The organism is Streptomyces sp. NPDC048584 (assembly GCF_043199595.1).
Lineage (GTDB): Bacteria > Actinomycetota > Actinomycetes > Streptomycetales > Streptomycetaceae > Streptomyces > Streptomyces edwardsiae.
In genome coordinates this window covers 31,798-43,551 of sequence record NZ_JBICWF010000010.1, presented here as the reverse complement: position 1 = coordinate 43,551, position 11,754 = coordinate 31,798, and the positions used below count along the sequence as shown (strand labels likewise).

13 protein-coding genes are annotated in these 11,754 nt (G+C 73.4%); 6 read left to right on the top strand and 7 right to left on the bottom strand.

Features of this window, described 5'->3' with window-relative positions; genetic code table 11:
* Positions 1-150: 150 nt before the first annotated feature.
* Both ACGFR9_RS22315 and ACGFR9_RS22310 read left to right on the top strand, forming a co-directional pair.
* Positions 151-1,434, top strand: coding sequence for a sensor domain-containing protein (locus tag ACGFR9_RS22315; protein WP_393211366.1), 1,284 nt, complete (start codon positions 151-153; stop codon positions 1,432-1,434).
* A 23-nt stretch (positions 1,435-1,457) separates the two neighbouring features.
* Entirely contained in the window at positions 1,458-2,090 is a 633-nt protein-coding gene (locus tag ACGFR9_RS22310) for a response regulator (protein WP_393211815.1), read from the top strand.
* 27 nt (positions 2,091-2,117) lie between these two features.
* Here ACGFR9_RS22310 and ACGFR9_RS22305 read toward each other — a convergent pair whose 3' ends face one another.
* Both ACGFR9_RS22305 and ACGFR9_RS22300 read right to left on the bottom strand, forming a co-directional pair.
* The gene (locus ACGFR9_RS22305) at positions 2,118-3,044 is read right to left on the bottom strand and encodes an NAD-dependent epimerase/dehydratase family protein (RefSeq protein WP_393211363.1); all 927 of its coding nucleotides are present in this window, start codon (positions 3,042-3,044) and stop codon (positions 2,118-2,120) included.
* A complete protein-coding gene (locus tag ACGFR9_RS22300; protein ID WP_393211360.1) occupies positions 3,041-4,003 on the bottom strand; it encodes a ScbA/BarX family gamma-butyrolactone biosynthesis protein in 963 nt (320 codons plus the stop codon). Before ACGFR9_RS22300 ends, ACGFR9_RS22305 begins: the two co-directional genes overlap by 4 nt.
* A gap of 256 nt (positions 4,004-4,259) precedes the next feature.
* Here ACGFR9_RS22300 and ACGFR9_RS22295 point away from each other — a divergent pair, with 256 nt between their 5' ends.
* The 4 genes from ACGFR9_RS22295 (at position 4,260) to ACGFR9_RS22280 (ending at position 7,858) form a co-directional block, all read left to right on the top strand.
* Entirely contained in the window at positions 4,260-4,925 is a 666-nt protein-coding gene (locus ACGFR9_RS22295; protein WP_311641649.1) for a ScbR family autoregulator-binding transcription factor, read from the top strand.
* Between the two features lie 158 nt (positions 4,926-5,083).
* Positions 5,084-6,505: a DUF2252 domain-containing protein gene (locus tag ACGFR9_RS22290; protein WP_393211813.1), complete on the top strand. Its 1,422-nt coding sequence runs from the start codon at positions 5,084-5,086 to the stop codon at positions 6,503-6,505.
* Positions 6,506-6,635: 130 nt separating this feature from the next.
* Entirely contained in the window at positions 6,636-7,475 is an 840-nt protein-coding gene (locus ACGFR9_RS22285; protein WP_393211356.1) for a hypothetical protein, read from the top strand.
* Positions 7,476-7,528: 53 nt separating this feature from the next.
* Complete coding sequence (locus ACGFR9_RS22280; RefSeq protein WP_393211811.1) at positions 7,529-7,858, top strand: rhodanese-like domain-containing protein; 330 nt, start codon at positions 7,529-7,531, stop codon at positions 7,856-7,858.
* A 9-nt stretch (positions 7,859-7,867) separates the two neighbouring features.
* On the opposite strand, the gene ACGFR9_RS22275 is transcribed toward ACGFR9_RS22280, so the two are convergent.
* From ACGFR9_RS22275 to paaA, 5 genes are read right to left on the bottom strand one after another with little or no spacing between them, the layout of a single operon-like run.
* Positions 7,868-8,926, bottom strand: a complete 1,059-nt coding sequence (locus ACGFR9_RS22275) for a 2Fe-2S iron-sulfur cluster-binding protein (protein ID WP_393211354.1) — start codon at positions 8,924-8,926, stop codon at positions 7,868-7,870.
* Positions 8,926-9,468 carry a 1,2-phenylacetyl-CoA epoxidase subunit PaaD gene (gene paaD / locus ACGFR9_RS22270; protein WP_393211352.1) on the bottom strand — a complete coding sequence of 181 codons (543 nt, stop codon included), beginning with the start codon at positions 9,466-9,468 and terminating at the stop codon, positions 8,926-8,928. The genes ACGFR9_RS22275 and paaD overlap by 1 nt, the downstream gene beginning before the upstream one ends.
* The gene (paaC, locus tag ACGFR9_RS22265; protein WP_393211349.1) at positions 9,462-10,196 is read right to left on the bottom strand and encodes a 1,2-phenylacetyl-CoA epoxidase subunit PaaC; all 735 of its coding nucleotides are present in this window, start codon (positions 10,194-10,196) and stop codon (positions 9,462-9,464) included. Before paaC ends, paaD begins: the two co-directional genes overlap by 7 nt.
* Positions 10,193-10,480: a 1,2-phenylacetyl-CoA epoxidase subunit PaaB gene (gene paaB / locus ACGFR9_RS22260; RefSeq protein WP_030215302.1), complete on the bottom strand. Its 288-nt coding sequence runs from the start codon at positions 10,478-10,480 to the stop codon at positions 10,193-10,195. Before paaB ends, paaC begins: the two co-directional genes overlap by 4 nt.
* A complete protein-coding gene (gene paaA / locus ACGFR9_RS22255; RefSeq protein WP_393211346.1) occupies positions 10,477-11,484 on the bottom strand; it encodes a 1,2-phenylacetyl-CoA epoxidase subunit PaaA in 1,008 nt (335 codons plus the stop codon). Before paaA ends, paaB begins: the two co-directional genes overlap by 4 nt.
* Positions 11,485-11,754 lie beyond the last annotated feature (270 nt).

Sequence of the window (11,754 nt, the reverse complement as noted above, 5' to 3'; positions counted from 1 at the left end):
TGCACGCCGGACGCCTTCCCGAACGAAACCGCGCGGGGGCCGGTGGGCGCAGTACGGCAGGGGCGAGAAAAGGGGGTAGGGCCAGGCATACCCCGAAGCCTCGGTCCAGGGCGATGGCCCCGCGCGGCGCCCGCTTCTACGGTGATCCGCATGCAGCCTCGAAACCCCTGGCAGGCCATGTCCCGCCCCGGCTACGTCCTGTCCCCGTGGCCGTGGCGCGCGGCCGGATACCTGCTCACGGGCGCGCTCACCGGCGCGGTCGTGCTCCTGGGCGTCGTGGTGTCGCTGGTGGCCGGCGGGGTGCTCGCGCTCGCCCTGGTCGGGCTGCCGCTGCTGCTCGGCACCGCCCTCGCGGGACTGCCGGTCGCGCGGCTGGAGCGGTGGAGGCTGCGGCTCGTCGACCGGGACCCGGCCGCCGACCCGCACCCGACGCCCGCCGCACCGGGCCTGCGGGCCTGGCTGACCACCCGGCTCGGGGAGCGGGCCACCTGGCGGGAGCTCGGCCACACCCTGCTCTTCGCGGTCCTGCTGTGGCCCGTCGACGCCCTCGCGCTCACGGCCGGCCTGCTCGCCCCCGCGGCCGTCACCGCCACGCCCCTGCTGATGGCCACGGCCGGCGGCGGCGAGGAGGCGAAGATCCTCAAGCTGTGGACGGTCACCACCTGGCCCTCGGCGGCCGGCGCCGCCCTGCTCGGACTCCTCCTGCTCGCCCCGGGCGCCTATCTGCTGGGGGCCGCCGCCGGTGCCCGCGCGGGCCTGACCCGGCTGCTGCTCGCCCCGCGCGAGGCCGAGCTGGGGGCCAGGGTGACCGAACTGACCCGGTCCCGGGCGCGGCTGGTGGACGCCTTCGAGGCGGAGCGGCGGCGCATCGAACGCGATCTGCACGACGGGGCCCAGCAGCGTCTGGTCGCCCTGACCATGACACTGGGCCTGGCCCGCCTGGACGCGCCGCCGGGCCCGCTCGCCGACCGGCTCGCCCGGGCCCACGACGAAGCCGGGCGGGCGCTTCGGGAACTGCGGGAGCTCATCCACGGCATCCACCCCCAGGTCCTCGCCGACTACGGTCTCGAGGCCGCCGTCGCCGACGCCGCAGACCGGTCCGCCGTACCCGTGGACGTGGACCTGGATCTCACCGGGCGGCTGCCCACGCCGGTCGAGGCCACCGCGTACTTCGTGGTGTGCGAGGCGCTCGCCAACGTCGCCCGGCACAGCGGGGCGAGCCGCGCGCGGGTGGGCGGCGGGCACCGCGACGGGCGGCTGCTGCTGGAGGTGCGCGACGACGGGCGGGGCGGCGCACGGCCCGGGGAGGGCAGCGGGCTGACCGGACTCGCCGACCGGGTGTCGGTGCTGGATGGCAGACTCACGCTGTCCAGCCCGGTGGGCGGACCGACCCTGCTGCGTGTGGAGATCCCTTGCGCCCCCTGCTCCCCCTGACGGCCGGCCGGCCGCTGCGCGTGGTGCTGGCCGAGGACGGCGTGCTGCTGCGCGAGGGCCTGATCGGCCTGCTCCACAGGTGCGGGCACGAGGTCGTCGCGGCGGTCGGCGACGCCGAGGCACTGATCGCCGAAACCGGTGCGCACCGGCCCGACATCGTGGTGACGGACGTGCGGATGCCCCCGGGCTTCCAGGACGAGGGCCTGCAGGCGGCCGTGCGGCTGCGCACCGGGCGGCCCGCGCTGCCCGTCCTCGTGCTCAGCCAGTACGTACAGCGCCGGTACGCCGCCGACCTGCTGGACTCCGGCGACGGCACCGGCATCGGCTATCTGCTGAAGGACCGGGTCGGCCAGATCGAGGAGTTCGTGACCGCGCTCGGCCAGGTCGCGGACGGCGGCACGGTGATCGATCCCGAGGTGGTACGGCAGTTGCTGCGCCACCGCCGTGACCCGCTGGCGAGGCTCTCCCCGCGCGAGCGGGAGGTGCTGGCGTCGATGGCGGAGGGCAGGTCCAACGGGGCGATCGCCCGCGCTCTGGTGGTGTCGGAGGCCGCCGTCGGCAAGCACATCGGCAGCATCTTCACCAAGCTGGACCTGCCGCCGACGGACGAGACGCACCGGCGGGTGCTGGCGGTGCTCGCGTACTTGCGGGAGTGAGGTAAAGAAACCGACTGGTCGGTTTCTTTACCGGCCCTTCGTCACATACGCCCGGTACCAGGGCGCCGACCGCGCGAACGTCCGCGCGAAACCCTCACCCGGTGAGCAGCCCAGGTCCTTCCAGAAGCCGTCGTCCGCGAACCAGTGGTCCACGGTCAGCATGCCCAGGTGATGCAGCGCGAGCGGGGAGCCGGCGGCCCGCGCGCGGGCGGTGTCCACGTCGACCGCCGCGCCGCCGCCGGGCCGTTCCACGCGCTCGCACACGGCCGCGAGCAGCTCGGAGGCGGGGACGGGGTCCGGGTGCCCGACGTAGTGGGCACCGGGCCCGTGGTGCGGGGACAGGGCCGCCGCTACGACCGCCCGGCCCAGCGTGTCGACGTCGATCATCGACTGGAGCGCCGCGCAGCCGGACACGGTCGCCGACAACTCCCTCAGCAGTCCCACCAGTCCGGGCACCACCCAGCGATCGCCCTCGCCGTGCACCAGATGCGGGCGCAGCACCAGGCCGCCCGCGTCGAGGACATGCCGTTCGGCCGCCGCGCGGGTGCGGCTGGTGGCGGAGGCGGGTGCGATCGGGGCCTCGCCGGGCCGTACGCCGCGGAAGGGGCCCCGGCCGTGGACGGCGGCGGTGCTCACGTACACGATCCGGCGCACACCCGCCCGTACGGCCTCCTCCATCAGGGCCTTCGTGCCGAGGTCGTTGACCGCCGTGACCGACTCCGGATCGCCGCCCACGCGGGAGGCGCAGTGGACGAGGACGTCGGCACCGGAGCAACCGCCGTGCAGCGTGCGGGGGTCGGCGAGGTCCCCGGGCACCGTGGTGGAGTCCGCCGGCCCGGCCGGCGCCCGGCGGGACAGTGTGCGGACGCGGACGCCGGGGCGGGCGCGGGCCGCGGCGGCGACCCTGGCGCCGATGAAGCCCGTGGCGCCGGTGAGCAGGAGGTCGACGGTCACGGCAGGGACCGTACCGGGGCCGTGGGCGCGCAGATGAGGGTGGCGGCGAAGACGGGCTCGTCGTCCTGCCTGCCCGACACCCGTACCGTCACCCCGTCCTCGCCCTTGTCGAGCACCTCGGCGTCGATCCGGCAGGGGCTGTCCAGTTCGGCGTAGCGGCTGAAGGAGACGGCCAGTTCGGACGGCAGGAAGGGCAGCAGACCCGATGCCGCGGTGGCGGCCTGGCGGGCGGCCTCGAACAGGACCATGCCGGGCACGTGGTCGTTGGGCCGCGGGAAGAGGACCGGATGCCCGGTGGACGCGCGCAGCAGCCAGGAGCGGGGCCGGTCGGCGGGGGCGAGGACGACGTCCTCCGCGTGGTGACGGCCCACCAGTTCGGGTGACACCGGATCAGGCAGCGGTATTCGGGCCCCCGGCACGGCCGGCCGGCGTGCCCGCAGGCGGCGGTAGGCGGCCGGGGAGGTGCAGCCGGTGCTGCCGGTGCCGTGGGCGACGAGGCGTCCCGCGCGGTGGAACTCCATCGTGGTGCGCATGCCGTTCAGGCCGCGGCCCCGGCGGCGGACCTCGGAGCAGACGACGTCGACGGTGACCGGCTCGGCCGCGTCCGCGAGCAGCAGCCGGTCCGGATCGGTGGAGATCTCCAGGTCGCGCATGACGAAGTGGGTGTCGGCGGGGGCGCCGAACTCCGCGTGGGCGAGGGCCATCGACGTCTGACGCAACGTTTCGCCGACGATCATCGGATCCAGGCGGCGGTCGTCGACAGGGCCGAAGAAGGAGTGGTCGGCGGGCCAGTGGGCGCTCACGCGGAAGCGCGTGTCGGAGAGCCGTACCCAGTCGACCGGGAAGACGTCCGCGGTGCGGGGGCGATGGGCCAGTTCCGTAGTGACGCGCGTGCGGTCACCGGGCCGGGAGCCGCCGGCGGCGTTTGCGGGCGAGGCCCGCTGTCCGGTCTGATCCATGGGTGCGCTCGAGGAATCCGGCTGCGGCATGAGGAACCCCCGGGATCGACAATCAGGCTCCGGTCGGTTCGCACTAAGATACGGACGAGTTGGTTTTTTTCCAAGGTGATCGACATCGCCGGAGACGAGCCTACGCGCCCCGCACGACACGAGAACCACCCGGCGGCTTCACGAGGGCTTCACGGAGGCTTCACCGTGACCGCACGGTGCGAACCACGAGATTCATGAGATCCACCCAGATCAGGAGGCACCCCCGATGGCGCGACAGGAGCGCGCGATCCGCACCCGGCGGACCATTCTGGAGGCGGCGGCGGCCGTTTTCGACGAACGCGGCTACACCTCGGCGACCATCGGGGAGATCCTGGAGCGGGCCGGGGTCACCAAGGGCGCGCTGTACTTCCACTTCGCCTCCAAGGAGGAGCTGGCGCTGGGCGTGTTCGAGGAACAGTTGGCGATCTCCCTGCCGTCCCAGTCCAGCAAGCTGCAGGAGCTGGTCGACTCCGGACTGGTGCTGGCGCTGCGGTTGCGGACCGAGCCGCTGGTGCGGGCCAGTGTCGGACTGGCCCTCGACCAGGGGGCGCTGGGGCTGGACCGCACTCCGGCGTTCGGCATGTGGATCGACCAGACCACCCGCACGCTGGCCGAGGCGAAGGCGGGGGGCGAGCTGCTGCCGCACGTCGACGCCACGGAGACGGCGGAACTGCTGGTCGCGAGCTTCTCCGGGGTGCAACTCCTGTCGCAGGTGCGCTGTCAGCGGCAGGACCTGGAGCACCGGGTCGTCGTGCTGTTCCACCACCTGCTGCCGGGCGTGGCCGTTCCGGCCGTCCTGGCCCGGCTGGAGATCACGCAGGACCGTGCCGGACGGCTGCTGGCCGAGGGACGGCCGCTGCCGCTGGAGGGCCAGGTCGCGGAGGCCGGGTAGGTCCTCGGCGTCCGGGGCTTTTCCACAGCGGAGGAGTTGTCCACAGGGTGTGACGCGTTTCGGCCACCGGCTGTACGGTCGGCACGATCGATGTCGAAGCGTGCGTACGGCACGTATGTACGGGGGAGGCGGTTCCCGTGACCGATGACGTTGCCCAGGTGTCCGGGACTCGTGAGCCCGCCGGTGTGGCTCCGGCGCGAGGGCTGCCGCGGGTGCCGGGATTCGCCGGACAGTCCGCCGGGGGCAGCCCCAAGGACGAGGGCAAGGCGCTGCGCGGCGGTGTTCCCCGCGCGGCACACGCCGCCTTCGCTCCGGACGGCTCCCGCCCGGACGCCGTGACCGCCGTCGAGGAGTCCAGCCGGGGGCGGCTGCCCGAGCTCACGCCGCTGCGGGTGGGCAGGATGGCGGCCACGCCGTTCGCGTTCCTGCGCGGATCGGCCGGCCTCATGGCGTACGACCTGGCCCGTACGCCGGTGACCGGGATCGGCGCGCAGATCTGCGGCGACGCGCACGCGGCCAACTTCGGCCTCTACGGCGACGCGCGCGGCGGACTGGTCATCGACCTGAACGACTTCGACGAGACGGTGCACGGCCCCTGGGAGTGGGACCTCAAGCGGCTCGCCACCTCACTGGTGCTCGCCGGGCGCGAGGCCGGCGCCGACGAGGACACCTGCCGCTCGGCGGCACGCGACACCGCGGGCGCCTACCGCCGCACGATGCGGTTGCTGTCGAAGCTGTCGGCGCAGGACGCGTGGAACGCCATCGCGGACGAGGAACTGGTCTCCCATACCGACGCCCACGACCTGCTGGGCACCCTGGAGCGGGTCTCCGAGAAGGCCCGCGCCAACACCAGCGGCCGGTTCGCGGCCAAGTCCACCGAGCGGACCGAGGACGGCGGACGCCGCTTCGTCGACGCGCCACCGGTGCTGCGCCGGATATCCGACGCCGAGGCCGCCGCGGTGGCCTCCTCGCTGGAGGAGTACCTCGGCACGCTCCCGCCGGACCGCCACCCGCTGCTGGCCCGGCACGCGGTGCACGACGTGGCGTTCCGCGTCGTCGGCACCGGCAGTGTGGGCACCCGCTCGTATGTCGTGCTGCTCCTCGACCACCGGGGCGAGCCCCTGGTCCTCCAGGTGAAGGAGGCCCGCCCCTCGGCGCTGGTGCCGCATCTGCCGGCGGCCGGGTTCGACGTCCCCGAGGCCGGCCACGAGGGCAGGCGGGTGGTGCACGGCCAGAAGCGCATGCAGGTGATAAGCGACAACCTGCTCGGCTGGACGACGGTCGACGGACGCCCCTTCCAGGTACGCCAGTTCCGCAACCGCAAGGGCAGTGTCGATCCGGCCGCGCTGGCCGCCGACCAGGTCGACGACTACGGCCGGATGACCGGCGCCCTGCTGGCCCGCGCCCACGCGCACAGCGCCGACCCCCGCCTGATCGCCGGCTACTGCGGCAAGAACGACGAGCTGGACGAGGCGGTGGCGGACTTCGCCGTCGCCTACGCCGACCGCACCGAGGCGGACCACGCGGACCTCGTCACCGCGGTGCGCGCGGGACGGATCGCGGCGGAGACGGGGGTGTGAGCGGGCGGGCGGCGCGGTTGCGCCGTCCCGGGTCCTGTCCGGCGGATCACGCCGGGGACGCGGGGTTCGGCCGGGGTGTGCGCCGCCGGAGCGGCGCGTGGCGGCCCGGCGGGTGGCCTACGCTGTCCGGGTGACGACCTCGGAAGGTGAGCAGGGTGGCGGCGCCGGCGCGGAGAACGCGCCGGGCGGTGGTGGTGCGGCACGGCCCGAGGAGCGGCTGGAGCAGGCCGTACGCGCGGCCGAGCAGGCGCTGATCGAGTTCGAGATCGCCGTGGAGACCTTCCGCGTCGAGGTCGAGAACTTTTCCCGGCTGCACGAACAGAAGCTCGGTCCGGTGTACGCCCGTCTCGAGGAACTGGAAGCCCAGATCCTGGAGGCCAAGGCGGCCCGCAGTGACGACCCCGAGGACCGGCGCCGGGCCGACGAGGCGCGCGCCCGGCTGCTGCCCATCCCCGGCGTCGAGGAACTGCTGAACGGCTGGATGGACGACGGCGGCCTCTTCCCCGAGGCCACCGCCATGCTCACCGACCAGCCCGTCCGGCCCCCGCAGCGGGTGCGGCCCAGCGAGGAGGCCCGCAAGCTCTACCGCGACCTCGCCCGCAAGGCCCACCCGGACCTGGCGCAGGAGGAGGCGGAACGCGCCCGCCGCGAGGAGTTCATCACCCGTGTCAACGCCGCCTACGCCCGCGGCAACGAGGACGAGCTGCGTGAACTCGCCGCGGAATGGGCCGCGGGTCCGGAGCTGAAGCGGGGGCCGAGCGCGAGCGAGGAGCTCTACGTCCGCCTCGAATGGCTCGCCCAGCGCAAGGAAATGCTCACCCTCGTCGCCCGCGAACTGGAGGACGGAGCCATCGGCTCCATGCTCCGCCTCGCTCCGCACGACCCCGACCGGCTGCTCGAGGAGATCGCCGGACAGCTGCGGGCCGAGGTCGTCGAACGCGAGGCGGAGCTCGCGGCGCTGCTGGCCTGAGCCCGGGATCGGTCCCTTCCGGTAGCGTCGGGGGCATGAGTTTTGGAGCTGGGGTGCCCACGGTCCGGGTCGCGGACCTGAAGGACGGCGACTTCCTGCTGGACGTCCGCGAGGACGACGAGTGGAAGGCCGGTCATGCGGCGGGAGCGCTGCACATCCCCATCAGTGAGTTCGTGGCCCGCTACGGCGAGCTGACCGAGGCCGCCCCGCAGGACGGCCGGGTGCATGTGATCTGCCGGTCCGGCGGACGGTCGGCCCAGGTCGCCATGTATCTGGGTCAGCAGGGCGTCGACGCCGTGAACGTGGACGGCGGCATGCAGGTGTGGGAGGCCGCCGGCCGTCCCGTCGTCACCGACGACGGGACCCCGGGGCACGTGCTGTAACGCCCGCCGCTACCGGTCGAAGTCCAGCTCCACCCGCTCCGTGACCGGGTGGGACTGGCAGGCCAGGACATAGCCCGCTTCCGTCTCCTCCGTCTCCAACGCGAAGTTGCGGTCCATCCGCACCTCGCCCGAGACGAGGAACGCGCGGCAGGTGCCGCACACCCCGCCCTTGCAGGCGTAGGGCGCGTCGGGCCGGTTGCGCAGCACCGTGTCCAGCAGGGACTCGCCGTCCTGGACGGGCCAGCTGCCGCCGCGTCCGTCGAGCCGGGCGGTGACCGTGCTGTGCGCGGGCGCGGGGGCCGTGACGACGGTCTCCGTACCGGCGTCCACATGGAAGATCTCCTGATGGACGCGGGAGCGCGCCACACCCAGGCCGCGCAGCGCCCGCTCGGCGCCCCCGACCAGGCCGTACGGCCCGCACAGGAACCAGCCGTCGACCCGCTCCACCGGCAGCAGGGCCGGCAGCAGCGCGGTCAGCCGCTCCCGGTCCAGCCGCCCGGACGGCAGTCCCGCCTGCTGCTCCTCACGGGAGAGCACCGTCACCAGCTGAAGCCGGTCGGGGTAGCGGTCCTTCAGATCGGCGACCTCCTCCAGGAACATGGTCGAGGCGGCCGTCCGGTCGCTGCGGATCAGACAGAAACTGGCCCGGGGCTCGCGCGCGAGAAGGGTCGAGACGATCGACAGCACCGGTGTGATGCCGCTGCCGCCGACGATCGCCGCGTACCGGCCGGGTGCCGGAGGGAGCGTGAAGCGGCCGGCCGGGGTCATCACCTCCAGCTCGTCGCCGAGGCCGATCTCCTTGTGCGCGTAGGTGGAGAAGGCACCGCCGTCGACCAGCCGCACGCCGACCCGCAGGGTGCTCGGGGCCTCGCCGTCGGGGGCGGGGGAGCAGATGGAGTAGGTGCGCCGGATGTCCTCGCCGTCCGCGACGCGCCGCAGGGCCAGATGCTGACCGGGGACGTACCGGAACTCCTCGCCCAGGTGCGGGGGGACGGTGAGGGTGAGGGCGACGGAGTCGTCGGTGAGCCGGTCGACCGCGGCCACCCGGAGCCGGTGGAAGCGGGCCATCACAACTCCTTGAAGTGGTCGAACGGTTCACGGCAGGCCAGGCAGCGGCGCAGCGCCTTGCACGCGGTGGACGAGAACCGGCTGAGCAGTTCGGTCTCCGCCGAGCCGCAGTGCGGGCAGCGCACGGGGTCCGAGTGGTCCTTTGGCCCCGTCTCCTGGGTGCGGGGCGTTCCGAGCTCCACCGGGACCGGCCCGGAGGGGGCCGTCCGTGTCCGCGGCGGGGCGATGCCGAACTCCCGGAGCTTGCGGCGCCCTTCGTCGGTGATGTCGTCGGTCGACCAGGCGGGCGCGAGCACCCTGCGCACGGTGACCTCGCGCACCCCGTGCTCGCGCAGCACGCGCTCTATGTCCATGCTCATCGCCTCGACGGCAGGGCAGCCGGTGTACGTCGGGGTCAGCTCGACCTCGACGGTGCCGGCCCCGCGCGCGTGCACCGCGCGGACGACGCCCAGCTCGCGCAGCGTCAGCACGGGCAGTTCGGGGTCGGGCACCGAACCGGCGAGCTCCAGCAGTTCCGCCTCCAGCGGGGTGGTGGTCACCATGTCGCCCCCGGATGGCTGCGATGCAGATGCTGCATCTCGGCGAGCATCCGGCCGAAGGACTCGGTGTGCAGGCCCTGCCGGCCCGCACCGGCCGTCCACGCCCCGGTGCGCGGGCCGTCGGGCACGGTGAGGGTGGCCCGGCGCAGCACCTCAGAGACCCGCTCCAGCCAGGCCGTCTCCAGGCCGGACGGGTCGACGTCCACGCCCTCGACGGGCTGGAACATCTCGCCGGTGTAGCGCCACAGGGCGTCCACGGCCCGCTGCATCCGGGCGTGGCTCTCGTCGGTGCCGTCGCCCAGCCGCAGCGTCCACTGCTCGGCGTGGTCGCGGTGGTAGGCGGTCTCCTTGACGGCCTTGCCGGCCAGCGGCGCGAACGGGCCGTCACCGGTGGCCAGTTCGCCGTACAGCAGGTGCTGGTAGGCGGAGAAGTACAGCTGGCGGGCGATGGTGTGGGCGAAGTCGCCGTTCGGCTGTTCCACCAGCTGCAGGTTGCGGAAAGCGCGCTCCTCGCGCAGATACGCCAGCTCGTCCTCGTCACCGGCCGTCGACAGCAGTACCCGGGCCTGGCCCAGCAGGTCCAGCGCGATGTTGGCGAGGGCGAGCTCCTCCTCCAGCACGGGGGCGTGCCCGGCCCACTCGCCCAGGCGGTGGGAGAGCACCAGCGCGTCGTCACCGAGGGCGAGTGCGGCCGCCGTGTGGGCGGTGTCCTTGGCGGGGGTCGTCGTCACAGGTGCCGCACCCCCTCGGGGATCTCGTAGAACGTCGGGTGCCGGTAGGGCTTGTCGGCTGCCGGTTCGAAGAACGGGTCCTTCTCGTCGGGCGAGGAGGCGGTGATCGCGGACGACGGGACGACCCAGATGGAGACGCCCTCGCCGCGCCGGGTGTACAGATCGCGGGCGTTGCGCAGGGCGAGCTCCGCGTCCGGGGCGTGCAGGCTGCCGGCGTGGGTGTGGGACAGGCCCCGGCGCGAGCGCACGAAGACCTCCCACAGGGGCCAGTCGGTGTGGGTCATGCGCGTGCCGCTCCTGTCTCGCTGTTCCTGTGCTTGGCGGCGTGGGCCGCCGCGGCCTCCCTGACCCAGGCGCCCTCCTCATGGGCCCGCCTGCGCCGGGTCAGCCGCTCCTCGTTGCACGGGCCGTTGCCCTTGAGGACGTTCCGGAACTCCGTCCAGTCGATCGTCCCGAAGTCGTGCTGTCCCCGCTCCTCGTTCCACTTCAGGTCCGGGTCGGGGAGGGTGAGACCGAGGGACTCGGCCTGGGGGACGCAGATGTCGACGAAGCGTTGGCGCAGCTCGTCGTTGGAGTGCCGCTTGATCTTCCAGGCCATCGACTGCGCGGAGTGCTGGGACTCGTCGTCGGGCGGGCCGAACATCATCAGCGACGGCCACCACCAGCGGTCCACCGCGTCCTGCGCCATCGCGTGCTGCTCCGGGGTGCCCCTGCTGAGGGCCAGCAGCAGTTCGTAGCCCTGGCGCTGGTGGAAGGACTCCTCCTTGCAGACGCGGACCATCGCGCGCGCGTACGGCCCGTAGGAGCAGCGGCACAGCGGCACCTGGTTGGTGATCGCCGCGCCGTCCACCAGCCAGCCGATCGCGCCGACGTCGGCCCAGGTCAGCGTCGGGTAGTTGAAGATCGAGGAGTACTTCTGGCGGCCGGAGTGCAGCTTGTCGAGCAACTCGTCGCGGCTGGTGCCGAGAGTCTCGGCGGCGCTGTACAGATACAGGCCGTGCCCGGCCTCGTCCTGCACCTTGGCCATGAGGATCGCCTTGCGGCGCAGCGAGGGCGCGCGGGTGATCCAGTTGGCCTCCGGCTGCATGCCGATGATCTCGGAGTGCGCGTGCTGGGCGATCTGCCGGACGAGCGTGGCCCGGTAGGCGTCCGGCATCCAGTCGCGCGGCTCGATCCGCTCGTCGGCGGCCACGGCCGCGTCGAAGGCGCGCTGGAAGTCCGCGATGTCGTCGGCCGGTGCGTCGTACGCCCGGCCGCCGGCCGTATCGCGGGCGGCTGCTGTCGCCATGAGGTTCCCCCTCGACCTGGATGCTTCCCGGAGCACGCTCCCGACCGATCGTTCGGTTCGTGCGATTCCATGGTGGGACGGGCGCCGCAAGGTGTCAACCGCTGTGGATAACCTGCGGTGGTCACCTGTGGACAACCGGGATCGGGTCGCGGTGCGGTGACGGCCGGGGAACGGGTCACCGACGGGACTGTGCCCGGACGGCCGGTGCTGAGTACCGTTCCGTGCGACACGGCGGACTGGCGCCGGGCCCCCGTGGCGGGGCGGAAGCGG

Coding starts and splice junctions, on each gene's coding strand:
- ACGFR9_RS22315 (WP_393211366.1), top strand. CDS start 151: ATGCAGCCTCGAAACCCCTGGCAGGCCATGTCCCGCCCCGGCTACGTC.
- ACGFR9_RS22300 (WP_393211360.1), bottom strand. CDS start 4,003: ATGGATCAGACCGGACAGCGGGCCTCGCCCGCAAACGCCGCCGGCGGC.
- ACGFR9_RS22295 (WP_311641649.1), top strand. CDS start 4,260: ATGGCGCGACAGGAGCGCGCGATCCGCACCCGGCGGACCATTCTGGAG.
- ACGFR9_RS22275 (WP_393211354.1), bottom strand. CDS start 8,926: ATGGCCCGCTTCCACCGGCTCCGGGTGGCCGCGGTCGACCGGCTCACC.
- paaD (WP_393211352.1), bottom strand. CDS start 9,468: ATGGTGACCACCACCCCGCTGGAGGCGGAACTGCTGGAGCTCGCCGGT.
- paaB (WP_030215302.1), bottom strand. CDS start 10,480: ATGACCCACACCGACTGGCCCCTGTGGGAGGTCTTCGTGCGCTCGCGC.
- paaA (WP_393211346.1), bottom strand. CDS start 11,484: ATGGCGACAGCAGCCGCCCGCGATACGGCCGGCGGCCGGGCGTACGAC.